The sequence below is a fragment of the Pseudoxanthomonas kaohsiungensis genome, from assembly GCF_010211765.1.
GTDB classification, from domain to species: domain Bacteria; phylum Pseudomonadota; class Gammaproteobacteria; order Xanthomonadales; family Xanthomonadaceae; genus Pseudoxanthomonas; species Pseudoxanthomonas kaohsiungensis.
In genome coordinates this window covers 148,664-173,714 of the sequence record NZ_PDWO01000002.1, presented here as the reverse complement: position 1 = coordinate 173,714, position 25,051 = coordinate 148,664, and the positions used below count along the sequence as shown (strand labels likewise).

General features: G+C 68.5%; 24 protein-coding genes. 16 read left to right on the top strand and 8 right to left on the bottom strand.

The window, feature by feature from the left end:
• Positions 1–59: 59 nt before the first annotated feature.
• The 5 genes from CSC66_RS03235 to rpmH form a co-directional block, all read right to left on the bottom strand.
• A complete protein-coding gene (locus CSC66_RS03235) occupies positions 60–1,061 on the bottom strand; it encodes an energy transducer TonB (RefSeq protein ID WP_162375946.1) in 1,002 nt (333 codons plus the stop codon).
• A gap of 167 nt (positions 1,062–1,228) precedes the next feature.
• The gene (gene mnmE / locus CSC66_RS03230; RefSeq protein WP_162375945.1) at positions 1,229–2,581 is read right to left on the bottom strand and encodes a tRNA uridine-5-carboxymethylaminomethyl(34) synthesis GTPase MnmE; all 1,353 of its coding nucleotides are present in this window, start codon (positions 2,579–2,581) and stop codon (positions 1,229–1,231) included.
• A gap of 73 nt (positions 2,582–2,654) precedes the next feature.
• The gene (yidC, locus tag CSC66_RS03225) at positions 2,655–4,376 is read right to left on the bottom strand and encodes a membrane protein insertase YidC (RefSeq protein WP_162375944.1); all 1,722 of its coding nucleotides are present in this window, start codon (positions 4,374–4,376) and stop codon (positions 2,655–2,657) included.
• A 22-nt stretch (positions 4,377–4,398) separates the two neighbouring features.
• Positions 4,399–4,842, bottom strand: coding sequence for a ribonuclease P protein component (gene rnpA, locus CSC66_RS03220; protein ID WP_162376161.1), 444 nt, complete (start codon positions 4,840–4,842; stop codon positions 4,399–4,401).
• 62 nt (positions 4,843–4,904) lie between these two features.
• Complete coding sequence (gene rpmH, locus CSC66_RS03215) at positions 4,905–5,045, bottom strand: 50S ribosomal protein L34 (RefSeq protein WP_013536759.1); 141 nt, start codon at positions 5,043–5,045, stop codon at positions 4,905–4,907.
• Positions 5,046–5,286: 241 nt separating this feature from the next.
• Here rpmH and dnaA point away from each other — a divergent pair, with 241 nt between their 5' ends.
• The 11 genes from dnaA (at position 5,287) to CSC66_RS03160 (ending at position 17,304) form a co-directional block, all read left to right on the top strand.
• Positions 5,287–6,630 carry a chromosomal replication initiator protein DnaA gene (gene dnaA / locus CSC66_RS03210; protein WP_162375943.1) on the top strand — a complete coding sequence of 448 codons (1,344 nt, stop codon included), beginning with the start codon at positions 5,287–5,289 and terminating at the stop codon, positions 6,628–6,630.
• 277 nt (positions 6,631–6,907) lie between these two features.
• Complete coding sequence (gene dnaN, locus CSC66_RS03205; RefSeq protein ID WP_162375942.1) at positions 6,908–8,008, top strand: DNA polymerase III subunit beta; 1,101 nt, start codon at positions 6,908–6,910, stop codon at positions 8,006–8,008.
• 85 nt (positions 8,009–8,093) lie between these two features.
• Complete coding sequence (recF, locus tag CSC66_RS03200) at positions 8,094–9,194, top strand: DNA replication/repair protein RecF (RefSeq protein WP_162375941.1); 1,101 nt, start codon at positions 8,094–8,096, stop codon at positions 9,192–9,194.
• A gap of 105 nt (positions 9,195–9,299) precedes the next feature.
• The gene (gene gyrB, locus CSC66_RS03195; protein WP_162375940.1) at positions 9,300–11,765 is read left to right on the top strand and encodes a DNA topoisomerase (ATP-hydrolyzing) subunit B; all 2,466 of its coding nucleotides are present in this window, start codon (positions 9,300–9,302) and stop codon (positions 11,763–11,765) included.
• A gap of 16 nt (positions 11,766–11,781) precedes the next feature.
• Complete coding sequence (locus tag CSC66_RS03190; RefSeq protein WP_162375939.1) at positions 11,782–12,585, top strand: CPBP family intramembrane glutamic endopeptidase; 804 nt, start codon at positions 11,782–11,784, stop codon at positions 12,583–12,585.
• Between the two features lie 72 nt (positions 12,586–12,657).
• Positions 12,658–13,470: a M48 family metallopeptidase gene (locus CSC66_RS03185; protein ID WP_162375938.1), complete on the top strand. Its 813-nt coding sequence runs from the start codon at positions 12,658–12,660 to the stop codon at positions 13,468–13,470.
• Between the two features lie 111 nt (positions 13,471–13,581).
• Positions 13,582–14,760: a tetratricopeptide repeat protein gene (locus tag CSC66_RS03180; protein WP_162375937.1), complete on the top strand. Its 1,179-nt coding sequence runs from the start codon at positions 13,582–13,584 to the stop codon at positions 14,758–14,760.
• A 146-nt stretch (positions 14,761–14,906) separates the two neighbouring features.
• On the top strand, positions 14,907–15,572 hold the full coding sequence (locus CSC66_RS03175; protein ID WP_162375936.1) for an energy transducer TonB: 666 nt from the start codon (positions 14,907–14,909) through the stop codon (positions 15,570–15,572).
• Positions 15,573–15,664: 92 nt separating this feature from the next.
• Positions 15,665–16,420 carry a TonB-system energizer ExbB gene (gene exbB / locus CSC66_RS03170; RefSeq protein ID WP_162375935.1) on the top strand — a complete coding sequence of 252 codons (756 nt, stop codon included), beginning with the start codon at positions 15,665–15,667 and terminating at the stop codon, positions 16,418–16,420.
• Positions 16,421–16,464: 44 nt separating this feature from the next.
• On the top strand, positions 16,465–16,887 hold the full coding sequence (locus CSC66_RS03165; RefSeq protein ID WP_162375934.1) for an ExbD/TolR family protein: 423 nt from the start codon (positions 16,465–16,467) through the stop codon (positions 16,885–16,887).
• A 3-nt stretch (positions 16,888–16,890) separates the two neighbouring features.
• Positions 16,891–17,304, top strand: coding sequence for an ExbD/TolR family protein (locus CSC66_RS03160; protein ID WP_162375933.1), 414 nt, complete (start codon positions 16,891–16,893; stop codon positions 17,302–17,304).
• A gap of 122 nt (positions 17,305–17,426) precedes the next feature.
• Here the strand turns inward: CSC66_RS03160 and CSC66_RS03155 are convergent, their stop codons facing one another.
• The 3 genes from CSC66_RS03155 to cls all read right to left on the bottom strand — a co-directional run bounded on the left by CSC66_RS03155 (position 17,427) and on the right by cls (position 20,032).
• Complete coding sequence (locus CSC66_RS03155) at positions 17,427–18,191, bottom strand: pyridoxine 5'-phosphate synthase (protein WP_162375932.1); 765 nt, start codon at positions 18,189–18,191, stop codon at positions 17,427–17,429.
• A complete protein-coding gene (locus CSC66_RS03150) occupies positions 18,188–18,469 on the bottom strand; it encodes a hypothetical protein (RefSeq protein WP_162375931.1) in 282 nt (93 codons plus the stop codon). The genes CSC66_RS03155 and CSC66_RS03150 overlap by 4 nt, the downstream gene beginning before the upstream one ends.
• A 120-nt stretch (positions 18,470–18,589) precedes the next feature.
• A complete protein-coding gene (gene cls, locus CSC66_RS03145) occupies positions 18,590–20,032 on the bottom strand; it encodes a cardiolipin synthase (protein ID WP_162375930.1) in 1,443 nt (480 codons plus the stop codon).
• A gap of 105 nt (positions 20,033–20,137) precedes the next feature.
• Between cls and CSC66_RS03140 the strand changes: the two genes are divergently transcribed.
• From CSC66_RS03140 to CSC66_RS03120, 5 genes are all read left to right on the top strand, one after another.
• Positions 20,138–21,220, top strand: a complete 1,083-nt coding sequence (locus CSC66_RS03140) for a PA0069 family radical SAM protein (protein ID WP_162375929.1) — start codon at positions 20,138–20,140, stop codon at positions 21,218–21,220.
• A gap of 228 nt (positions 21,221–21,448) precedes the next feature.
• The gene (locus CSC66_RS03135) at positions 21,449–21,943 is read left to right on the top strand and encodes a hypothetical protein (protein ID WP_162375928.1); all 495 of its coding nucleotides are present in this window, start codon (positions 21,449–21,451) and stop codon (positions 21,941–21,943) included.
• The gene (locus CSC66_RS03130) at positions 21,940–22,602 is read left to right on the top strand and encodes a hypothetical protein (RefSeq protein WP_338016011.1); all 663 of its coding nucleotides are present in this window, start codon (positions 21,940–21,942) and stop codon (positions 22,600–22,602) included. Before CSC66_RS03135 ends, CSC66_RS03130 begins: the two co-directional genes overlap by 4 nt.
• 43 nt (positions 22,603–22,645) lie before the next feature.
• On the top strand, positions 22,646–24,169 hold the full coding sequence (locus tag CSC66_RS03125; protein ID WP_162375927.1) for an adhesin: 1,524 nt from the start codon (positions 22,646–22,648) through the stop codon (positions 24,167–24,169).
• A gap of 165 nt (positions 24,170–24,334) precedes the next feature.
• Entirely contained in the window at positions 24,335–25,045 is a 711-nt protein-coding gene (locus CSC66_RS03120) for a C39 family peptidase (RefSeq protein ID WP_162375926.1), read from the top strand.
• The last annotated feature ends 6 nt before the right edge of the window (positions 25,046–25,051 follow it).

Sequence of the window (25,051 nt, the reverse complement as noted above, 5' to 3'; positions counted from 1 at the left end):
AAAAGAAAAGGCCCGGCATTGCCGGGCCTTTTTCCTGGCCTTCCGCCGGTGGGCCGCTGTCAGCCGCCGCCCGGGTTGAAGGCCACGGTGCGACGGGTGGTCACCGGCGCGTCGACCGGCTCGAAGCGCCAGCGACGTACCGCATTGAGCGCCTCGCGGTCGAAGGTGCGGGCCGGGTTGGCGCGCAGCACGCGCGCATCGGTGACCGAGCCATCGGTGCCCACGGTGAACTCGACCAGGACTTCGCCGGAGGTCCCGGCGCGCAGCGCGTCCGGCGGGTAGCGCGGCGAGGCCATGCTGATCGGACGCAGGTTGCGCTGGGCCGGCGCCGGTGCCGGCGTGGCGGCCGCCTGCTGCGCGGCGGCCTGGCGGGCGGCCGCCTCGCGGGCCGCGGCGGCCTGGCGTTCGGCCGCGGCCTCGCGCGCGGCTTCGGCTTCTGCAGCCAGGCGGCGGGCGGCTTCGGCTTCGGCGGCCTGCTGCTGCGCCAGCTGCTGCTGCTGGGCCTGGGCGCGCGCCTCCACTTCGGCCTTGGCACGCGCGGCTTCGGCCTCGCTGCGCTGGGCCACCGCCTGCTGCGAGTTGGTGATGCTCTGCTTGATCCGCGGCAATGCCGGCGCGGTCTTGTCGGCCTTCTCGATCAGCGCCACCAGGCGCTGGGCCTCGTCGAACTGCTCGCGGCCGACCGCCTGCTCGGCGGCGATGACGGTGTAGGGCATCAGGTCGGTCAGTGCGCTGGACACGCCCGGGTCGTCGGGCAGCTTGTCGCGCAGCGCCAGGTAGTACTCCATGGCGTTGTCCCCGGCCGGCGCGTACATCCGGTTCTCGCGCAGCGCCTGGCTGGCGGCATCGCGCAGCTGGTCGGCGCCCATCGCCTGGACGGTGGCCGCGACCGCGGGGGCGGGCGGCGCCGCCGGGGCGGCAGCGGCCGGTGCGCTCGGGGCCGGGGGCGTGGCGCCCGCAGCGGGCGCGGCTTCTTCCTGCTTGGAGCAGGCGCCGAGCGCGGCGGCCAGCAACAGGCATGCGCACAGCCGCGACTTCGGCGAAATCGTCATGGACAGCATTGGTAACTCCCCCGTGGAAAAACTCGGATACGGCATGGATCGCGTCCCCTAGATCGCGCAATCCTCCGGGGATTGTCAACCGCCGGGGGTCCGGCCACAAGCGCCGCGGTCCCTTGGCGGGGGCCGGCGGACGCCGCGAAGCGTGACGTGGGTCAAGTCCCGGCGGCCTATTTGCCGATGCAGAAGCTGGAGAAGATGTGGCCCAGCAGTTCATCGGCGCTGGTCTGCCCGGTGATCCGGCCCAGCGCCCGGTGCGCCAGCCGAAGTTCCTCGGCCGCCAGCTCCATCCGCTCGGCGGCCAGCTCGGCAGTAGCTGCCTCGGCGTGCGCCAGGGTCGTACGCAACTCCCCGACCTGGCGCGCGCGCGCGCTGAACTCGCCTTCGACGGCCTCCGGAGCCCCTCCCGCAGCCAGCCGCCGCAAGGCCATGTGCAGTTCTTCCATGCCGGCGCCGGTAAGGGCCGAGACCCGCACCTCGTCGGCTGCCGCTTCGCCGATGGCCGCAGGATCGGCCAGGTCGGACTTGTTCAGGATCCACAACCGTGCTGGCACTCCGGCCGACGCGGCCGCCAGCGCATCGCGGCCGGCGCACGGATCCCGGGCGTCGAGGACCAGCAGGGCCACGTCGGCGCGGGCCAGTTCGGCATGGGCGCGGCGCATGCCTTCACGTTCGATCGCGTCGCCGCCTTCGCGCAGGCCGGCGGTGTCGGACAGTTCCAGCTCCAGTCCGTCGATGCGCACGGTCTCGCGCAGGACGTCGCGGGTGGTGCCGGCGACATCGGCCACGATCGCCCGCGCATCGCCGGCCAGCGCGTTGAGCAGCGAGCTCTTGCCGGCGTTGGGCGGACCCAGCAGCACCGCGTGCAGGCCGTCGCGCAGGCGGCGGCCGCGTTCGGCCTCGGCGAGCAGCTGGCGCAGCGCATCGCACAGGCCGTGCAGCTCGACGCGGACGCGGTCGATGCCGAGCGTCTCGATCGGTTCGTCGACGAAGTCGATCGCCGCCTCCACGTGGATCCGCAGGCGCAGCAGGGTCGCCGCGACCGCGTCGATGCGGTGCGAGAACGCGCCTTCCAGCGAGCGTCGCGCCGCCCGCGCCGCGCGCAGGTCGGCCGCCGCGATGAGGTCGGCGATCGCCTCGGCCTGGACCAGGTCGAGCTTGCCGTTGAGGAAGGCGCGCTCGCTGAACTCGCCGGGTCGGGCCGGGCGCGCGCCCAGCTCGCAGCAGCGCTCGACCAGGCGGCGCAGCAGCACCGGGCTGCCATGCGCCTGCAGCTCGGCCACGTCCTCGCCGGTGAAACTGTGCGGGCCCGGGAACGCCAGGGCGATGCCGTCGTCGATGGTCTCGCCGGCGGCATCGGAGAACAGTGCGCGGGTGGCGCGCCGGGCAAGCAGTGCGCGGCCGCCGATCGCCTCGGCGATCGCCAGCGCACGCGGGCCGGACAGGCGGACGATGCCGACGCCGCCGGCGCCCGGCGCGGTGGCGATCGCCGCGATCGTGTCGTTGGCCGGACGCTCGCTCATCGCGATCCAGTCTGGCACAGCAAAAACCCGCCGGTAAGGCGGGTTTTTGCGGGAAACCGGGCCGGCGCCGCGGTCACTTGGCCGGCGTGGCCTTCGCTGCCGGCTCGCCGTGGCGCTTCATCATCCACCACTGCTGCAGCAGGCCCAGGCCGCCGTTGGTGACCCAGTACAGGACCAGGCCGGCCGGGAAGAAGGCCATCATCACGCCGAACGCCACCGGCATGAACTGCATCATCTTCTGCTGCATCGGATCCATGCCCGGCGCAGGCTGCAGCTTCTGGGTGAACCACATCACCGCCACGTTGATGATCGGCAGGATGAAGTACGGGTCGCGCGCGGTCAGGTCCTGGATCCACAGGATCCACGGCGCGTGGCGCAGCTCCACCGACTCCACCAGCACCCAGTACAGCGCCAGGAACACCGGCATCTGCACCAGGATCGGCAGGCAGCCGCCCATCGGGTTGATCTTCTCCTTCTTGTAAAGCTCCATCATCGCGGTCTGGAACTTCTGCTTGTCGTCGCCGTAGCGCTCCTTGAGCTGCTGGATGCGCGGCTGGAACTTGCGCATCTTGGCGAAGCTCTTGTACTGCGCCGCCGACAGCGGATAGAGCACCGCCTTGACCAGCACCACCAGGCCGATGATCGCCCAGCCCCAGTTGCCGAACAGGCCATACAGGTGGCTCAGCACCCAGAACAGGCCCTCGCCTAGAGTGGCAAGGATGATGTTGCTGCTGTAGTCCACAGCTCGTTCAAGGCCCTTTACCTCTTGTGCCTTGATCTGCGAGACCAACTTCGGGCCGACGTACAAGCGCGCCTGGGTGGTGGCGGTGGCCCCTGGTGCGACCTGTATTTCGTCGCCCAATTCGCGCACTAGTGCAACCCCGGTCGGTGCGCCCAGTGAGATCGTCGACAGCTCCTCTCCTTCAGGAACCCAAGCGCTGAAGAAGTGGTGCTGCAGCATCGCGACCCAGCTTTGCGCTACATGCTTATTAACCTTCTTGTCACCGTCAAGATAATCCTCGTCGAACTTGCGCCGCTTGTATTCGCCGTCGTACCAGGCCGTACCGGTGAAGCTGAAGGATTCGGGCTGGGTGTAGCCGCGCTTGATCAGCGGCGGCTTGCGGAGCAGCTGGCGGTAGATCTGGCCCTGCCACGGCGTGCTGCCCTGGTTGACCACTTCGTCGCGCACTTCCACCGCATAGGAGCCGCGGGTGAGGGTGTAGGTGCGACGGATGCTGACCCCGTCCGGACCCTGCCAGACAAACGGCACCACCACCTGCTCCTGGCCGTCGGCCAGGACGAAGTCGCGCTCGGGTCCGGCCGGGACGAACCCGGACTGGTGGTTGGGCGCCGCGCCGCTGGCGCTGACCCAGCCGGCCTGGGCTGCATAGAGATGGGCGGGATCGGTGTCGAACAGGCGGACCGGGGCGCTGCCGGGCTGCCGGGTCTGCGGGAACTTGGGCAGGTCCGCCTGCAGCACGCTGCCGCCATCCAGGACCAGGTCCAGGACATCGGTGCGCACATGGACGCGGGCGGCGGCGGCCGACGGCGACACGGGGGCCTGGACGGACGCGGCCGCCGGCACGGACGCGGCGGGCACGCTCGGATCGGCGGACGGCGTGGTCGCCGCGGGCACGGCGGCGGGGATCGCGGCCGCGTCCGGACCGGCTGCCGGCAGGGACGTGGTCGTGGCGGCCTCGGTCGGCGGCGCGGCCTGTTCCTTGCCCCATTCCATCCACAGCAGCATCGCCACCATCAGCCAGGCAAGGATCAGGAATACGCGGGTCTGGTTCATCGGGCAGGCGGGCTCGGCCGGCTCAGGAGTCCGGCGTGGAAGGGGGCGTCGGGGGACGGGGGGTGTTCGGCGACAGGGCCGCGGGCATTGTGCCGCCGGCGGCCGGGGGGGGCAATGCACCGGCACGGCGCAGCAGCGTCAGGTAGGCCTCGAGGATCTGCGCCCGCGCCGCCCGGCCGGCCGCCGGACGCGCGACCACGACATAGTCGCCACCGGCCAGTTGCGGCCGCATCCGGCGGGTCGCTTCGCGGAGGATGCGCTTGATCCGGTTGCGGCCAACCGCGCGGGGATCGACCTTGCGCGACACCGCCAGGCCCAGGCGGGCGGGCTGCGGCCCGGGTACCCAGTGCAGTCCAAGCAGGCTGTCGCCGGAACGCCGGCCCTGCTCGAACACGGCGGTGTATTCCGCGCGCAAACGAACCCGCGCGCTGCGAGGGAATCGCGCGCGCGGGTCGGAGGTCATCAGGTGTTGCGGATCGCGGCGGCCCGGCTGATGCCCGTCGATGCCGGGCAGGGACCGCGGCGCGATCAGGCGGTCAGGCGCTTGCGGCCCTTGGCGCGGCGACGCGCCAGGATCTTGCGGCCGTCGGCGGTCTTCATGCGGGCACGGAACCCGTGGTCGCGCTTGCGCTTGAGGTTGCTGGGCTGGTAGGTGCGCTTGGTGGCCATGGCGGCACTCGGCTTGTTCGGATCGAAAGAACCGGAAATTCTACGGGGCGCCTGCCGGTCGGGTCAACCCGCCGGGCACCCGCGCCATCGCAGGCCGCCTTGGACGCTGTGGATGCCCTGTGAATAAGTCTTGGGGAAACACCGGGGCCGATGATAGTCTGCCCAGTCCCACTCCGACCCCTGCGGTCGTCCGGCGACGCGATGGCGGCGCGGCGATCGCCCCACGAGCTTTGCCTTTCCGATGGATGCCTGGCCCCGTTGTCTGGAACGCCTCGAAGCCGAATTCCCGGCCGAGGACGTCCATACCTGGCTCAAACCCCTGCAGGCCGAGGAGCGCGCCGACAGCGTCGTGCTCTACGCGCCGAACGCCTTCATAGTCGAACAGGTCCGCGACCGCTACCTGGCGCGCATCCGGGAGCTCGCCCAGCATTTCGCCGGGCTCAACGTGGCCCTGGAGATCGGGTCCCGGCCCCGGGCGGTCGAGCCGGTGCCTGCCGCCCGCCCGGGCGCGAGCGGTTCCGCGCCGGGCGCGCAGCCGCGCACCGTCCCGGCCGAGCCGTTCAACGGCAACCTGGACACGCACTACACCTTCGAGAATTTCGTAGAGGGCCGCAGCAACCAGCTGGGCCGCGCCGCCGCATGGCAGGCCGCGCTGCGCCCGGGCGACCGCGCACACAACCCGCTGCTGCTGTACGGCGGCACCGGCCTGGGCAAGACCCACCTGATGTTCGCCGCCGGCAACGCGATGCGCGCGGCCAACCCGGGCGCACGCGTGCTGTACCTGCGCTCGGAGCAGTTCTACAACGCGTTCTTCCGGGCGCTGCAGGAAAAGACCGCCGACCAGTTCAAGCGCCAGTTCCAGCAGATCGACGCGCTGCTGATCGACGACATCCAGTTCTTCGCCGGCAAGGACCGCACCCAGGAAGAGTTCTTCCACACCTTCAATGCGCTGTTCGACAGCCGCCAGCAGATCATCATGACCTGCGACCGCTATCCGCGCGAAGTGGACGGACTGGAGCCGCGGCTGAAGTCGCGCCTGGCCTGGGGGCTGTCGGTGGCGATCGATCCGCCGGACTTCGAGACCCGCGCCGCGATCGTGCTGGCCAAGGCCCAGGAGCGCGGCGCGCACATCCCGGACGAGGTCGCGTTCCTGCTGGCCAAGAAGATGCGCAGCAACGTGCGCGACCTGGAAGGGGCGCTCAACACGCTGGCCGCGCGCGCGAACTTCACCGGCCGCACGATCAGCATCGAGTTCGCCCAGGAAACCCTGCGCGACCTGCTGCGCGCCCAGCAGCAGGCGATTGGCATCCCCAACATCCAGAAGACGGTAGCCGACTACTACGGCCTCCAGGTCAAGGACCTGCTGTCCAAGCGCCGCACCCGCTCGCTGGCGCGCCCGCGCCAGATGGCCATGGCCCTGACCAAGGAGCTGACCGAGCACAGCCTGCCGGAGATCGGCGATGCGTTCGCCGGCCGCGACCACACCACCGTGCTGCATGCCTGCCGCCAGATCCGCAATCTCATGGAGACCGACGGCAAGCTGCGCGAGGACTGGGACAAGCTGATCCGCAAGCTCAGCGAGTGAGCGCAGCGGTCAGGTGCGGTAGATTCTGCTGCGGGAAGAACTTCCAGTGGAAAGCACGGGGGCGGGCTGGGGATAAGCAGGGGACAGAATCGGGCGCCGAAATCCATCCACAGCTTGTCCCGCCAGCGCACGGCACCTTGTCCGCACCCTTTGTACCGCCAAGTATCTGTTTTGTTTCAATGGCTTAGTGGTGTTTTCCACAGCTCCGGAGCTACTCCAGTACCACCGCTTTTAGATTTATTCCACATTCCTTTAAAGCGTAGAGGCACGGATTCCCATGCGTTTCACTCTGCAACGCGAAGCCTTTCTCAAACCCCTGGCCCAGGTCGTCAATGTCGTCGAACGCCGCCAGACCCTGCCGGTGCTGGCCAACTTCCTGGTCCAGGTGCAGGGTGGCCAGCTGTCGCTGACCGGCACCGACCTGGAAGTGGAAATGGTCGCGCGGGCAGCGGTAGATGACGCCCAGGATGGCGAAACCACGATCCCGGCACGCAAGCTGTTCGAAATCGTGCGTGCGCTGCCCGACGGCAGCCGGGTTACCGTGAGCCAGTCCGGCGACAAGGTCACGGTGCAGGCCGGGCGCAGCCGCTTCACCCTGGCTACGCTGCCTGCCAACGACTTCCCGTCGGTCGACGAGGTTGAAGCGACCGAGCGCATCGGCGTGCCGGAAGCAGGCCTGAAGGAGCTGATCGAGCGCACCGCGTTCGCCATGGCCCAGCAGGACGTGCGCTACTACCTCAACGGCCTGCTGTTCGACCTGCGCGACCAGACGCTTCGCTGTGTCGCCACCGACGGACACCGGCTGGCACTGTGCGAAGCGCCGCTGGAGCAGACGGTGGCGGCCAAGCGCCAGATCATCGTCCCGCGCAAGGGCGTCACCGAATTGCAGCGACTGCTGGAAGGCGGGGATCGCGCGCTCGAGCTCGAGCTGGGCCGCAGCCACGTACGGGTCAAGCGGGACGATGTCACCTTTACCTCCAAGCTCATCGACGGCCGCTTCCCGGACTACGAGGCAGTCATCCCGATCGGCGCGGAGAAGGAGGTCAAGCTGGACCGCGAGGTCCTGCGGGCCGCCCTCCAGCGTGCAGCGATCCTTTCCAACGAGAAGTACCGGGGCGTGCGTGTCGAGGTATCGCCCGGCCAACTGAAGATCAGCGCCCACAATCCCGAACAGGAAGAAGCCCAGGAAGAGATCGAAGCCGACACCCGCGTCGACAACCTGGCAATCGGCTTCAACGTGAACTACCTGCTGGACGCCCTGAGCGCCCTGCGCGAGGAGAACATCATCATCGCCCTGCGCGACGCCAACTCCTCGGCCCTGGTCCGCGAGGCCAGCAGCAGCAAGTGCCGGCATGTGGTGATGCCGCTGCGGCTGTGATTCCAGGTCGACGTCTGGACATGTTCCACGTGGAACGCGCACGACGCCCGGCTCGCCCCGGGCGTCGTGCTTTGAGGCGCCATCCATGCACGTGACCCGGCTGGCCGTGGGCGATTTCCGTCGTTTCGATAGCGTGGAGATCGCGCCGGGCCCGGGCCTGAACCTGCTGCTGGGTCCCAACGGGGCCGGCAAGACCAGTGTCCTGGAAGCCCTGCACCTGATGGCTTACGGCCGCAGCTTCCGTGGCCGGGTCCGTGACGGGCTGGTCCGCGAGCACGCCCAGGCACTCGAGGTGTTCGTCGAGTGGGAAGAGGCCGGGGGCCCTGGAGAGTTGCGCAGGCGAGCAGGGCTGCGCCACAGCGGGCAGGACTGGACGGGCCGCCTGGACGGGCAGGACGTCGCCCATCTGGGGCAGTTGTGCGCGGCGCTGGCCGTAGTCACCTTCGAACCGGGGAGTCATGCGCTGATCGCGGGTGGCGCCGAGAACCGGCGCCGCTTCCTCGATTGGGGGTTGTTCCACGTGGAACCCGACTTCCTCCCGCTATGGCGGCGCTACGCCCGCGCGCTGAAGCAGCGCAACGCGCTGCTGAAGGCGGGGGGCAGTACCGGCCAGCTGGATGCGTGGGACCATGAGCTGGCGGATGCCGGTGAGGGGCTGACGGCATTTCGCGAACGCTATCTCAGCGAGCTCGTCGCCCCCGTACGCGAGCTGGGCGCTCGACTCGCCCATGGCTTGGAGCTAGGGGGGCTGGATTTCCACCCCGGTTGGCGCCGCCAGGACCTTTCGCTGGCGGATGCGTTGTTGCTGGCGCGGGAGCGGGACCGGCTCAGTGGGCACACCGGCGTGGGGCCCCATCGGGCGGACTGGAGCCTGGCGTTGCCGGGATTGCCGGGCAGGGAGGCGCTGTCGCGCGGCCAGACCAAACTCGCGGCGCTGGTGGTGCTGCTTGCCCAGGCCGGCGACTATGCGGCGCGCCGGGGACAGTGGCCGGTCATCGCGCTGGATGACCTGCCCTCCGAGCTGGATCGCCTGCACCAGGCGCGGGTGCTGGAGTACCTGTGCGGACGCCCCGGGCTGCAGTTGTTCATCACCGCAACCGAGTCCACCGAGGCCTTGGCGGACCGAAGCGCCGGGGCAAGCGTGTTCCACGTGGAACAGGGGCGCATCACCCGCCAGGCGCAGTAGGTGGGTCGGGGAGATGGCCACGGTGGGGTATAATCGCCCGTCAACCCTATAGCTAAGGTGTCCGCAGCCAACAGGCCGCGGCCCGGCCCCGATTGCGGCGAAGGCATGAGCGAGCACACCCCGAGTTCCACCCCCGGCAACGACTCCTACGACTCCAGCAAGATCACGGTCCTGCGCGGCCTGGAAGCGGTGCGCAAGCGTCCGGGCATGTACATCGGCGATGTGCACGACGGCACCGGCCTGCACCACATGGTCTTCGAAGTCGTCGACAACTCGGTCGACGAAGCCCTGGCGGGGCATGCCGACGACATCATCGTCCGCATCCTGGAAGACGGGTCGGTCGCGGTATCCGACAACGGACGTGGCATCCCGGTCGACACGCACAAGGAAGAGGGCGTCTCGGCGGCCGAGGTGATCCTCACCGTGCTGCATGCCGGCGGCAAGTTCGACGACAACAGCTACAAGGTCTCCGGCGGCCTGCACGGCGTCGGCGTATCGGTGGTCAACGCGCTGTCCGAGCACCTGTGGCTGGACATCTGGCGCGATGGCTTCCACTGGCAGCAGGAATACTCGCTGGGCGAGCCGAAATATCCGCTCAAGCAGCTCGAGGCTTCGACCCGCCGCGGCACCATGCTGCGCTTCAAGCCGGCGGCCGACATCTTCACCGACACCGAGTTCCACTACGACATCCTCGCGCGGCGCCTGCGTGAGCTGTCGTTCCTCAATTCGGGCGTCAAGATCACCCTGATCGACGAGCGCGGCGAAGGCCGCCAGGACGTCTTCCAGTACGAAGGCGGGATCCGCAGCTTCGTCGAGCACCTGGCCCAGCTGAAGACGCCGCTGCATCCGAACGTGATCTCGGTGACCGGCGAGCACCACGGCATCGTGGTCGATGTCGCCCTGCAGTGGACCGACGCGTACCAGGAAACGATGTTCTGTTTCACCAACAACATCCCGCAGAAGGATGGTGGCACCCACCTGGCAGGTTTCCGTGCGGCCCTGACCCGCACGCTCAGCAACTACATCGAGCAGAACGGGATCGCCAAGCAGGCCAAGATCAACCTGTCCGGCGACGACATGCGCGAAGGCATGATCGCGGTCCTGTCGGTCAAGGTGCCCGACCCCAGTTTCTCCAGCCAGACCAAGGAAAAACTGGTCAGTTCGGAGGTGAAACCCGCAGTTGAAGGCGCGTTCGGCGCACGTTTGGAGGAGTTCCTCCAGGAGAACCCGAACGAGGCCCGCGCCATCGCGGCCAAGGTGGTGGATGCGGCCCGTGCGCGCGAAGCCGCGCGCAAGGCGCGCGAGCTGACCCGCCGCAAGGGCGCCCTGGACATCGCCGGCCTACCCGGCAAGCTGGCCGACTGCCAGGAGAAGGATCCGGCGCTGTCGGAACTGTTCATCGTCGAGGGCGACTCGGCGGGCGGTTCGGCCAAGCAGGGGCGCAACCGCAAGAACCAGGCGGTGCTGCCGCTGCGCGGCAAGATCCTCAACGTGGAGCGTGCGCGCTTCGACCGCATGCTGTCCTCCGCCGAGGTCGGCACGCTGATCACCGCGCTGGGCACCGGCATCGGCAAGGACGAGTACAACCCCGACAAGCTGCGCTACCACCGCATCATCATCATGACCGACGCGGACGTGGACGGCTCCCACATCCGCACGCTGCTGCTCACCTTCTTCTACCGGCAGATGCCGGAACTGATCGAGCGCGGCCACGTCTACATCGGCCTGCCGCCGCTGTACAAGATCAAGCAGGGCAAGACCGAGTTGTACCTGAAGGATGATGCGGCGCTGGATACCTACCTCGCCAGCAACGCGGTCGAGAACGCCTCCCTGGTGCCAGCCGAAGGCGAGCCACCGGTCACCGGCGAAGGCTTGGAAAAGCTGCTGCTGGCCTACGCCGGCGCGCGCGACGCGATCGCGCGCAACGCGCACCGCTTCGATCCACTGCTGCTCGAAGCGCTGATCGACTTCACCCCGCTCGATGCCGAGCACCTGGCGCGCAACACCGACGAGCGCCATGAGCTGGATGCCCTGGAAGCGCGCCTCAACCGGGGCAGCCTCGGCACGCCGCGCTTCGCGCTCAGGCTGCTTCCGGCCGTTCCCGCCCAGGATGATGGCCAGGCCGGGCGCCCGGCCGCGCTGCAGATCACCCGCCGGCACATGGGCGAGGAGCTGCAGCAGGTGCTGCCGCTGTCGATCTTCGAGCACGGCGAGCTGCGCCCGCTGCGCGACGCCGCGGCCCTGCTGCACGGACTGGTGCGCGAAGGCGCGCAGGTCTCGCGTGGTGGCCGCTCGCAACCGGTGACCAGCTTCGCCCAGGCCCAGGCCTGGCTGCTGGAGGAAGCGAAGAAGGGCCGCCAGATCCAGCGCTTCAAAGGCCTGGGCGAAATGAACCCGGAACAGTTGTGGGATACCACGGTGAACCCGGATTCGCGCCGGCTGCTGCGCGTGCGCATCGAGGATGCGGTGGCCGCCGACCAGATCTTCAGCACCCTGATGGGCGATGTGGTGGAACCGCGCCGCGAATTCATCGAAACCAACGCGCTGAAGGTCGCCAATCTCGACGTCTGATCCCGCGTCGACGGACATGGCCGGGGAGCCGCGGCAGGCACGGCCGCCGGTCCCGGCCGCTTCGGTGTTCCCGCTGCTGCGCGCGTTCGCCTTCGATGCCCTGATCGCGGTCGTGCTGGTGATTGGTGGAACTCTTGCCGCTGCCGCAATCTGGACCGCCTGGCGTGCGATGGCGGTGGCAGGCGAAGTCGGCCGCGATGCAGCCGCGATCCAGGCAGGCATCGGCCATCCCGGTGCGCTGGCGCAGATGCTCTTTGCCCTGGGCGCGACCTCGTTCGCGGCGCTGGTGCTCTACTTCTGGCGCCGACGCGCCGATGCGGCCGAGCGGGCGCTGGCCCATGCCGCACTGCGGCAACGCGCCACCTGGGGGTGGACAGTGCTCGTGGGCGTGGCGGTGTTCCTCGGCAGCTCGTTGCTGGGCTGGCTCGGCGAACAGGCAGGCAGCGCGCCGGTACCGACCAACCTGGCGCTGGTCGAAGAAGCCTCCCGGCAATGGCCGGTTTTCCTTTTCCTGTTCGCGGTGCTGCTGGCCCCGGCCTATGAGGAACTGCTGTTCCGGCGGGTGTTCTTCGGCCGGTTCCTGGCCGCGGGCCGGCCGTGGCTCGGCATACTGGTGAGCAGCGTGGCCTTCGCGCTGGTCCACGAGGTGCCTGGCATCAGCGCCAATCCGCCGCTGGCGGTAGTGCAGCTCTGGCTCATCTATGGCGGCATGGGTGCGGCCTTCGCCTGGCTTTACTGGCGCACCGGATCGCTGTGGGCGCCGTTCCTTGCACACGCGCTGAACAACGGCATCGCCCTGGCCGTGCACGGGCTCGCCTGACGCGGGTTTGACGAAAAGTTAAGCCGCCAGCGCGGACACTGAACGCGAAAGTGAACAGGGCGGGAGTCGAACATGCGCTGGAAGCATCTGGGAGTGGCGGTGGCGCTCGGGGCGGGTCTGGCCGCATGCGCGACCACGACGTCGCCGACCGGCCGTACGCAGTACATGGCCTATTCGGACAGCCAGCTCAACCAGATGGGCGCGCAGGCGTTCGCCGAGATGAAGAGCAAGCAGAAGACCCAGACCGGGGGCCAGCAGAGCGCGTACGTGCAATGCGTGGTCAAGGCCCTGGTCGCGCAGCTGCCACCCGAATGGCGCCAGCTGCAGTGGGAAACGGCGGTATTCGTCGACGACAGTCCGAACGCGTTCGCGCTACCGGGGGGCAAGGTTGGCGTGAACACCGGGATGTTCACGGTGGCGAAGAACCAGGACCAGCTGGCGGCAGTGATCGGCCATGAGATCGGCCACGTCTATGCGCGCCACACCAACGAGCGCGTATCCCGGCAGAGCGCCACCTCGACCGGCCTGGCGGTGCTGGGCGCGCTGGCCGGTGCCCGCTACGGACAGGCCGGTTCGGACCTGGTCACCCAGGGCGGCGGCACGCTGGCGCAAATGGGCCTGCTGCTGCCGTTCTCGCGCACGCAGGAAACCGAGTCCGACCAGATCGGCCAGCAGCTGATGGCGCAAGCCGGCTTCGATCCGGGCCAGGCCGTAGACCTGTGGCAGAACATGGTGGCCGCATCGGCGAACCGCTCGCCGGAATGGCTGTCGACGCATCCCGATCCACAGAACCGGATCCGGGCGCTGGAGGCGCGGACGCCCTCGCTGCAGCCCGTTTACGAGGCCGCGCGCAAGGCCGGCCATACGCCCCGGTGCGGTTCCTGACCCGCGGTACAACGCACTTTTGGTGGCATTCCGTAAGAAAGCCGGTTCTGTTAGCGTTGCCGACCCGGTTCCCGCCCCGCCTGCCGGCGGAGCTCCGCACGAGGTGATTCAATGAAACTCCGCAGCAAGCACGTCCTCCTGTCGATCTTCATCGGCGCCGCGCTCGGTGGCATGGTGGTGGCCGACGCATCGGCCCAATCCTCGCGCTCGAGCAAGAAGTCCGAGAAGTCCGAGAAGGCCGAAGTGCTGTACCCGGAGGCGACCCGGCAGCAACCGGAAGCCAAGACGTCGAAGAAGGCGGGCAAGCCGCTGCAGAAGCTCATCGACGTGTACAACGAGGAAGATTACGCGCAGACCCGCACGCTCGCCGACGAGCTGATCGCCCTGGAGGGCGCCAACGAGTACGACAAGTCGCTGGCATCGCAGCTCGCCGCGCAGGCCGCGTACAACCTCGACGACACCGCCGCGGCCAAGGCCTACCTGCAGCAGGTGCTGCAGTTCAACGGCCTGGAGAACAATGGCCACTACCAGTCGATGCTGATGCTGGCGCAGCTGCAGCTGGCCGACGACGAGTACCAGGCGGGCCTGGCCACGCTTGACCGCTACCTGTCGGAAACCAAGTCGACCAAGCCGGACGACCTGGTGCTCAAGGGCCAGGCGCTGTACCAGATGGAGCGCTTCCAGGAGGCGATCCCGGTGCTGAAGCAGGCCGTCGACAGCAGCCCCGAGCCGAAGGACAGCTGGGTCCAGCTGCTGATGGCCTCCTACGCCGAAGCCAACCAGAATGCCGACGCGGTCGCGCTGGCCGAGAAGCTGGCGGCGAAGAATCCGGCCGACAAGAAGGCCCAGATGAACCTGGCCACGGTTTATGCCCAGGCCGACCAGATGGACAAGGCCGCCGGCGTGCTCGAGAAGCTGCGCGCCTCGGGCCAGCTCAGCGACGAGCGCGAGTACCGCCAGCTCTACATCACCTACGCCAACATGGACGGTCGCGAGAAGGACGTCATCTCGGTGATCAACGAAGGCATGCAGAAGGGCGTGCTGAAGCCGGACCACCAGACCTACCTGGCGCTGGCGCAGTCGTACTACTACAGCGAGCAGATCCCGCAGGCGATCGAGAACTGGCAGAAGGCCGCGCCGATGTCGAAGGACGGTGAGACCTACCTCAACCTGGCGCGGGTCCTGTGGCAGGAAGGCCGCGTCCCCGAGGCCAAGCAGGCCGCCCAGCAGGCCTTGGCCAAGGGCGTCAAGAAGCCCGAGGATGCCAGGAAAATCATCAACTTGAAGTGACGTCACGGAAAAGCGCCGCGCCCTAGGCACAGGGGCGCGGGATTGGTATATGCTTGGCGGTTCATGCGGTGTCACCCGCGAGAATCTGGGCTGCCCGGTGGAAATTCCCACCGGCGGCCTGGCCCCACACCTGAGTTACTAGGCGCATGGCTGAACAACTGGTTGTCCACAGGAACTACGATGAACCCGAGGAAAGCGGCCTGAGCTGGCCGCGAATCATCGGTATTGCGTTCGTCATCGCGCTGCACGCTGCCGCGCTCATGCTGCTGCTGATCCCCGCCGTCGCGCCGAAGGCCGAAGTGGAGAAGGAGCGCAACGTCCTCGTCACCCTGGTCGACGCGCCGCCGCCGCCGCCGCCGCCGCCGCCGCCGCCCCAGGACAAGCCGCCGCCGCCGATCAAGGAGCTGTCGCCGCCGAAGCCCTCGCCGGTGCCGCCGCCGCCTGAAGCCCCGCCGATCGATGTGGCCGAGCCGCGTCCGACCGACGTCTACCAGGAGCCGTCGCCGCCCGCGCCGCCGGCGCCGGTCGCCGACATCTCGGCCAGCGTCGACATCTCCTCCAAGAACATGAACCCCCCGCGCTACCCGCCGGCCGCCGCGCGCGCCGGCATCGAGGGCGAGGTGGTTCTGGTTATCGACGTGGCGGCCGACGGTACGGTCACCAACGTGTCGGTCGAAAAGTCCAGCCGCAACCGCGACCTGGACCGCGCCGCCATGGAGGCCGCCCGCAAATGGCGTTTCAATCCCGCTACTGTGAACGGCCAGAAGGCGGCCGGTCGCGTCCGGGTCCCGGTGAACTTCACCCTGGGTTGATGTCCGCACTCCGTGGCGGTGTCCGCCGCCACGGCAACCGGGCCTAGCGTTTCCGCCTTCCTTCTCCACCAATCAAACCAAAGGTAAGCGTCATGCTGCAGGAACTCTTCATCGCCGCCGCCGCCGGGGGCAACGCATCGGCCCTCACGCAGATGGGCTTCGACCACCTTCTGTCCGAGATGATCGCCAATCCGGGCGAATTCGCCGTTTCCTGGATCGTGCTGCTGACGCTGGTCTTCATGTCGGCCGCGTCCTGGTACTGGACCATCTTCAACGCCATCAAGAACACCCGCCTGAAGTCGTACGCGGACCGCGTCGTCAACGCGTTCTGGGACGCCCCGAACGCCCAGGAAGCCATCCGCGTGATGGAAGAGCAGCCGCGCAGCGAGCCGTTCTCCAAGATCGCCCTGGACGCCGCCCAGGCCGCCGCCCACCACCAGCGTTCGGAAGGCACCGGTGCCGGCCTCGGCGAGACCCTGACCCGCTCGGAGTTCGTCGATCGCGCCCTGCGCCAGGCCGTGACCCGCGAAAGCTCCAGGCTGCAGTCGGGCATGGTGCTGCTGGCGACCGTCGGCGCGACCGCTCCCTTCGTGGGCCTGCTGGGTACCGTGTGGGGCATCTACGGCGCGCTGATCAAGATCGGTGCCACCGGCTCCGCCTCGATCGACGCCGTCGCCGGCCCGGTGGGTGAAGCGCTGATCATGACCGCGATCGGCCTGTTCGTCGCGATCCCGGCCGTGTTCGCCTACAACTTCTTCAGCAAGATCAACAGCTCGACGATCGCCAAGTTCGATTCGTTCGCCCACGATCTGCACGACTTCTTCGCCACCGGCTCGCGCGTTCGCTGAGCCGGTACCCGAAGAACGATCCAGGCACGTAACGGAGAGCCCGCATGGCCTTCAGTTCTGACAACAGCGGCGGCCCGATGGCCGACATCAACGTCACGCCCCTCGTGGACGTGATGCTGGTGCTGCTCATCATCTTCATCATCACCGCGCCGCTGATGCAGCACAAAGTGAAGATCGAGCTGCCGGAAACGGACGTCGTCGCCAAGGACGAGGACGAACCGCGGGTCATGCCCATCACCATCTCGGTGAAGGAGGATGGCTCGCTGTTCTGGAACGACGAGGAGATCTCGCGCGAGATCCTCGAGTCGCGCCTGTCCAGCAGCGCGCAGCAGGTGCCCCAGCCCAAGTTGAACCTTCGTGGTGACAAGACCACGAAGATGCGCACGATCAACGACATCACCCAGATCGCGCAGCGCAACGGCATGCTGGACATCGGCTTCGTCGCCACCAAAGAGAAGGGTCAGTAAGCCATGGCTTTCAGTTCCGGTTCCGGCAAGGGCCCCATGGCCGACATCAACGTCACGCCCCTCGTGGACGTGATGCTGGTGCTGTTGATCATCTTCATCGTGACCGCGCCGATCATGACCTACCCGATCGACGTGGCCCTCCCGCAGCGGGTGATCAACCCGCCGCCGGTCACGAAGGAGCCGCCGCCGCCGATCGAGCTGCGCATCGACGCGTCCAACCAGATCTTCTGGAACAACAGCCCGGTCTCGGTGACCGCGCTGCCGCAGATGATGGAGACCGAAGTGCAGCGCGACCCGACCAACCAGCCGGAGCTGCGCATCGACGCCAGCGCCGACTCGGAGTACGAGGTCATGGCGCGGGTGCTCGCTTCGGCCAAGAACGCGGACATGAAGAAGATCAACTTCGTCCAGCCGTAGTAGACGGTGACGTCCACGGAAGCCGCCCCTGCAGCGGCGGCGACCGGGGACCCAGCGCCGTGAAACGCCGCCTCCGGGCGGCGTTTTCTTTTGCGGCCTTGGCCGCCGCGAGCGACGTGGCGTCAGGCCGGGTCGGCGCCTGCCGCGATGGCCAGGTAGGCGCGGACGGTAGCATCCAGGCCGTCGTAGAGGGCTTCGCCGATCAGTGCGTGGCCGATCGAGACCTCCAGAACGCCCGGCACCTGGGCCAGGAACGCGCCGAGGTTCGCCTGCGACAGGTCATGCCCGGCATTGACGCCCAGTCCGGCGACCCGCGCGCGCCGCGCCGTATCGGCGCACAACGCCAGCTCGCTGGCTGCATCGCCTGCGGCGAAGGCCTCGGCGAACGGCCCGGTATAGATCTCGATGCGGTCCGCGCCGAGCGCGGCAGCCTTCTCCAGGCCGGCGACGCCCGCATCGACGAACAGGCTCAGCCGGCAGCCCAGTGCCTTGAACGCAGCCACCTGGGACGCCAGCGCCGCGTTGTCGCCGTCGAAGGTGAAGCCATGGTCGGATGTCAGCTGGCCGTCGCTGTCCGGCACCAGGGTCACCTGCGCGGGGCGAACCTGCTCGCACAGCGCGAGCAGGCCGGGATAGCCGGGACGCGGTGGCGCAAACGGATTGCCTTCGATGTTCAGTTCCACGCCGAACCGTCGCACCAGCGCGGCCAGCGGCGGCAGGTCCTCGGCCACGATATGCCGGCGGTCGGGGCGCGGGTGGACGGTGATGCCCTGGGCGCCGGCCTCGAGGCAGGCGAGCGCGGCCGCCAGTACGTCAGGCTCGCGGCCGCCGCGCGAGTTGCGCAGCACGGCGACCTTGTTGACGTTGACGCTGAGGTGCGTGCTCATGCGGCTGGCGGTGCCGGCCCCTGCGGCGGCGCGCTCGCGGGGGCGGCCTCGCGCTTGCGCGCCTCCGCCAGCTCGCGCAGCCGGCGCAGCTCGGCCGGGTCGATCATCGCCAGCTCGTTCTGCTGGCGCCCGCCGATCCGGTCGAGATACCAGCCGCGGATCCAGGCGAGGAAGAATCCCAGCGCCGCCAGCAACGACAGCAGGAGGAGCCAGCCGTGCACGGTGGTGATCGCCAGCAGCAGCGCGCCAAAGGACAGGAGCAGGTAGAACCAGTGCATCGCGGACCTCCCCGGAAGATGGCCTGGCGGCGCAGATGCCGCCGGGCGCGGTCATGATGCCGCTTCGGCGGGCGCCCCTGCCACCCGCGCGTCCGTCGCCGCGATCCGCCCGTCGTGCCGCTACAGCAATGGCGAGAGCAGGCGGGCGAACGCTTCCGGCAGGCGGTGCCGCCACAGGCCCATCGGCCGGTCGACGCGGACCCGCTCCGCCTGGTCGAACTCGCCCCCGAGCAGCCGCTCCAGCGCCTGGCAGCTGTCCTGGTCGCGCAACATCGCCGAGATCTCGAAGTTGAGCCTGAAGCTGCGGTGGTCGAAGTTCGCGCTGCCGACGATGCACAGGTCTTCGTCGACGAGCAGGGCCTTGGTGTGGAGCATCCGAGGCCCGTACTCGTAGACCTTCACGCCCGCCTTGAGCAGCTCGTCGAAGTACGACCTCGCTGCGAGCGTGGCCAGGCGGGAGTCGCTCCGGCGCGGCACCAGCAGGCGCGTGTCCAGGCCGCCCAGCGCTGCCGAGGTCAGCGCCATGCGCGCCGCCTCGCCCGGCACGAAGTAGGGCGTGACCAGCCAGACCCGCCGCCTGGCCTCGTGGATCGCCGCCACTTTCAGGCGGTGGATCGCCTCCCATGACGAATCCGGGCCGGACACGAGGACCTGCGCGCCGATCGTGCCGTCCTCCAGCTGCGGCCAGTATTCGGCCTCGCCGAATGCGCGCGGGTCGCAGCCGGCGGCATAGACCCAGTCTTCCACGAACACCAGCTGCAGGCTGCGCACCACCTGGCCCTCCAGGCGCAGGTGCAGGTCGCGGAACGCATCGGTCCGCAATGCCTCGTTCTCCTCGTCGGTGACGTTGATCCCGCCGACGAAGCCCACCCGGCCGTCGACCACGACGATCTTGCGGTGGCTGCGCAGGTTGAGCCACGGCCGCGTAAACGGCCTGAACTTCGTCGGATGGAACCAGCCGATCTCCGCGCCGGCGTCCAGCAACGGCCGCAGGTGGCGCCGGCGCATGCCGCCGGCACCGACCGCGTCGAGCAGCAAGCGCACCTGGATCCCTTCGCGGGCGCGGTCCACGAGCGCGTCGCGCAGGCGCAAGCCGGTCTTGTCCGGTGCCCAGATGTAGTACTCCAGGTGCACGTGGTGGCGGGCATCGGCGATGGCCGACAACAGCGCCTCGTACTTCGCGTGTCCATCGACCAGCCACTGCGCGGAAGTGGCGCTGGAAGGCGGAAGGCCCGTGGTGGCCTGGCCCAGCCGCGCCAGTTCCAGGCATTCGGGCTTGTCGCCATTGGGCGTGGAGAACTGCTCCAGGCCCGAACGCGACCGCCCGCGGCGCAGCCGCTGGCGCTGGATCTTCTGCGGGCCGAGCAGGAAGTAGATCAGGAAGCCGACATAGGGCAGCAATGCCAGCGACATCACCCAGCTGAGCGTGGCCACCGGCTCCCGCTTCTGCAGGATGATCCAAAGGCTCAGGCCGAGCACGTATGCCAGCCAGGCGAGGAGGAGGTAGAGCCCCAGGGCGGGCAGCTCGCCAAGCCAGGCCCAGGCCGTTTCGAAATAGGTCATGGGCGGATTCTAGGCGAGCGCGCGGCGCAGGCCCGGTGATGAACGTCGCCCCAGTGCGCGACCGCCATCGCGCCTGGCGCGACGCCGCGGGCGTAGCCTTGGACCATGGCCGACACGATCAAGGGCCGCGGCTCGCGGCAGTACCTGCCAGGGCGATTCGAAACGACCACCGTCGAGGCGGCCGATGACGGCTGGGCGCCGCTGGCGGAGCCGGAGGCGGGCCCGGACCCGTCGCGGCCCAGGACCGAGGTCCACGAGGAGAGCGCCCGCAGCATCGTCACCCGCAACCGCTCGCCGGACGTCGGCTTCTCCCAGTCGGTGAACCCCTACCGCGGCTGCGAGCACGGGTGCAGTTACTGCTTCGCCCGGCCGTCGCATGCGTACCTCAACCTGTCTCCCGGGCTGGACTTCGAGACGAAGATCTTCGCCAAGACCAACGCCCCGGAACTGTTGCGGCGCGAGTTCGCCCGGCCCGGCTACCGCCCCAGCCCGATCGCGCTCGGGATCAACACCGATGCCTACCAGCCGGTCGAACGCCGCCTGGAGCTGACCCGCCGGCTGGTCGAGGTCATGCTCGAGTGCCGCCACCCCTTCAGCCTCGTCACCAAGAATGCCCTGGTCGAACGCGACCTCGACCTGCTGCAGCCCCTGGCGGCGCTGGGGCTGGTGCACGTGTACTTCTCCGTGACCACGCTCGATCCGCAGCTGTCGGCGCGCCTGGAGCCGCGCGCGGCGGCGCCGCATGCCCGGCTCCGGGCGATGCGGAGGCTGCACGATGCCGGCGTCCCGGTCGGCGTGCTGTTCGCCCCGGCGATCCCCTGGGTCAACGACCACGAGCTGGAGGCGGTGCTGGAGGCGGCGCGCGGCGCCGGCGCCGCAAGCGCCGGCTACGTGCTCCTGCGCCTGCCGCACGAGGTCGCCCCGCTGTTCCGCGATTGGCTCGAGGCGCACATGCCGGAACGCGCCGCGCGGGTCATGGCGGCCGTGCGCCAGATGCGCGGGGGGCGGGACTACGAGTCCGGGTTCGGCGCGCGCATGCGCGGCCGCGGCCCCTATGCCGACCTGCTCGAGCGGCGTTTCGCGCTCGCCCGTCGCCGTGCCGGCTATCCCGCACAGTCCCTGGCGGCGCTGGACTGCAGCCGGTTCGTCCCGCCACTGGCCGCGCCTGCCCAGCGCGAGCTGTTCTGAGCCGACTGTAAACCCGCCGCACGGGGTGTATCACTCCTGAAACAGCATGGCGGAGGCCGTAGTGGCGGGCTCTGGCGGCCGGAACACATGTCCGCGCCGCTTCACGGATGTAACACAGCGGGACGGGCGCAACCTCGCGTTAGAACGCAAGCGACTGATAAATAAAACAAAAAGGGCTTGGCACGGGACGTGCGCTGTTGTCTCCGCCTATACGCGGGGACTGCATCCATGTCACGACGCCTTGTCTGCCTGCCCTTGTTCGCCTTGCTGGCGGCTCCGGCCGCCGTACGCGCCGCCGATGCCCACGTCGGCGTGCATCCGGAGCGCGGCGAGATGGTGCTGTTGCGGGACGTCAACGCCCGCCACGCCTATCGCGAGGCGCCGCCCAGTATCGCCCTGATCGTCGATCCGACCCCGAACCGGGAGATCGACCATGCCTTGGGCACCGGGGAGATGTCGGACGACGAGATCGCCGGCATGGCGTCGGGCCAACTGGACGCGCGTGGCGGCGTCACCATGCCCGAGCAGATGACCAGCCAGGCGCTGCAGGGATCGATGGGTCGGCTGACGGGCGACAGCAGCGTCTTCTCAGGCAGCGGCTTCAGCCGCAGCGTCGGCGGCGCGACGGGTGCGGTGACCGGCGCCACCCGCGGCATCGGCTCGACCGTCACCGGCGCACTGTCCCAGTTCCCGCTGGGTGGCAACCAGGGAACCGGTCCGTGAGCAGGCCGGTCGCCGTCCCTCGCCCCGCACGGGGCATCTGGCAGCCACTGCTGGCGCTGGCCTGCGCCGCCTGGCTCGCAGCCGGCCCTGCGCGTGCCGCCGATGACTACGCCGACATGCTCGGCTACCTGGCGCAGACCCGGATCGCGGATCGCGCGCTGGCCGGCAGCAGCGGCGCCATCGGCGTGAACATGGCGGCCGGCGACCTCAACCAGCAGTCCAACCTGCGCGCGATCGCCATCGGCGACGGCGCGGCCATGGTGCAGGTGAGTACCTCCCAGGCACGCAGCGACGACGTCTACGACGTGCCAGTGGCCGCCAGCGCGACCATCGGCGGCTCGGCGCTGGCGGGCGCCAGCGGCATCGCATCGATCAACCAGGCCAGCGGCAGCGGCAACGCGGAACACAACGCGGTGGCGATGGTGCTGGCGCAACAGGGCATACGCGAAACGCCGGACAGCCAGCTGTCCAGTGGCGTTGCCGCGTCGGCGGAGCGGCAAACCGCCTTCAACCCGGCGGGGAGGACCGCCAGTCGCAAGGTGGCAGTGGAAGCCACCGCGCTGCGTGGGTTCGAAGGCGTTTTCCAGCTCAATCAGATCGCGGGTTCGGCCAACGAGACCGGCAACGTCCTGACGTTGTCGCTCCCGCCCGGCCCGTGAGGCGGTAATCCAACCAACCAAAGAGCAAGAGAGAGAGGACACCATGAAAAGGAATCTGAAGTGGACCGTGCTTGCCATGGCAGTGGCGGCGGCGACTGCGTCCGTGGCTCATGCCGAGACCACTGAAACCATCATCGTCTGGGACGAGGACGTCACCATCGACGACACGCGCAACTACGAAACCAACACCACGACGAACACCGATACCACCACCAACACCACCACGAACACCACGACCAACGACGCTACCAGCAGCACCAGCTACACCGACAACTACACCTCGGACGTGACCAATACCGAGAACTACAGCACCGATTACAGCGACACCTTCGAATGGAATACCGCGATCAACGAAGAGTTCAATACGACGGTCAACCAGGAAGCCAACCTGACGGTCAACCAGGAGCTCAACGAATCGCTCACCTACGACCAGACCGTCATCACCCATGACGAGCAGGTCAATGTCGATTCCAACATCGATCGCGAGGAACACAACACCTCGGTGACCCTCGAGAAGGACCTCTCGCTGTCGTCCGACATCTCCTTCAGCGGCGAACCCACCCTCAGCGGCAACATCGACATCGACTCGGCTGCGATCGCCGTGATCGACAACCGCCAGTCGGTGTCCGGCAACGTCGGGGTCAACACCCAGCTGACCAATGACGCCTCGATCGATGAAGACGCCGCGTCGGGTGCCTCCGGAAACCTGCAGTTCAACGCCGCTGCCGGCGACAACAACGTGCAGGACAATGCGGCTGCACTCTCGGCCGCCGATGCCAGCTTCTCCTTCGGCCTGGCCGATGCGGAAGTGTTCGTCAACCAGAAGGGCACGGGCAACCAGACCGTGAACGTGGGCGTGGCCAACGACGCCAGCGTTGGCGGCAACGCGTTCGGGGGCGCCAGCGGCAACATCGGCGTCAATGTGACGTCCGGCAACAACAATGCCCAGAAGAACGCGCTGGCAGCCTCGGTCGCCACCAGTGCCTATGCCCAGGCGAGCGTCAGCTCGAACCAGATCTCCGAGGGCAATACGGTCTCCAATGCGCCGCTGACCCAGGAAGGCACCAGGGAAGTCGCAATCAACCTGCAGGGTGACATCACCGGCAGCCTCGGCCGGGTGACCTATGCGGGAAGGGGAAGCGCCTACCAGAAGGACAACTTCTACCTGGATAGCTGGGATGGCGAGCTCGATCATCCGAACGGGGATTCGACCGGCCACCTCGACATGGACGGCGACATCCAGAACGCGGTCGACAATCCGTACGCCGACGGCGTCGGTGGCATCGCCTTCGATACGGACGAAAGTGGCACCATCAGCTTCGGCGAGCTGGGGCCGGACCAGTTGAGCGCGTCGCTGTCCGGCGTACTCGCGGTCCCGACCGTCGAAACCGTAGCCGCCGCGACCAACAGCGCGACGCTGTCCGGCAGCGCCTTCTCGGGCGCGTCCGGCAACATCGGCGTGAACGTGTCGGCCGGCACCGGCAACCAGCAGGCCAACAGCCTGTCGATGGCCGTGGCGCAGCCGTCCACCGGTGGCGGTGGCGGCGGCACGGGTGGTGGTGGTTGATCGGTAACGACGAAACCATGTCCCGCAAGGGATGAAAGAGTGACTCCCGGCCATCCGCCGTGGCCGGGAACTCACGGAACGCCCCGTCCCGCCTCCCCCGCGGGACGGGGCTTCCACTCCCACGGCGGCCCATTCCCGCAAGCGCCGCAACAGGGACATGCCTCCATGCCTCGCTTCCCGCGATCGAGCCTGATGCTGCTGATGCTGTTGCTGTGCGCCGCTTCACCGCGTCCGCTTCAGGCCGCGGACGTGGCCTTCACCGGCGTCCTGCCCAATGGCGCGCTCTACCATGCGCCGGTGGTCAGCATGCGCGAGGCACGCTTCAGCAACCTCGTGCGCCAGCAGACCGACTACAGCTGCGGCGCCGCGGCACTGGCGACCATCCTGCGCTACGCCTACCACCTGGATGCGAACGAGACCACGGTCATCGAGGGCATGCTGTCGCTGGCCGACGCCGAGGTGGTCAAGGAGCGCGGATTCTCCCTGCTCGACATCAAGCGTTACGTCGAGTCGCTGGGCATGCGCGGGCGCGGTTACCGCGTCGACGAAGCGCGGCTGCGCAGTCTGCGCGTGCCCGGCCTGGTGCTGATGGACGTGAACGGCTTCCGTCATTTCGTCGTGCTGAAGCAGGTCTCCGGCGAAATGGTCGAAATCGGCGATCCGATCCTGGGCAACCGGGTCGTTCCCCTGCCCGAGTTCCTGGCCGCGTGGCCCTCCCGCGCGGTTTTCGTCGTTATCGGCTCCGACTTCGATCGAAACACGGTTTTGTTGCAGCCCAGCACCAAGCCCAGTGCGCGGGCGCTGTACGCGCGGCAGGGACCGATCACGGACGCCGAGCTGCTCGACTTCGGCTTCACCCATGCCGACCTGTTCTGAAAGGAC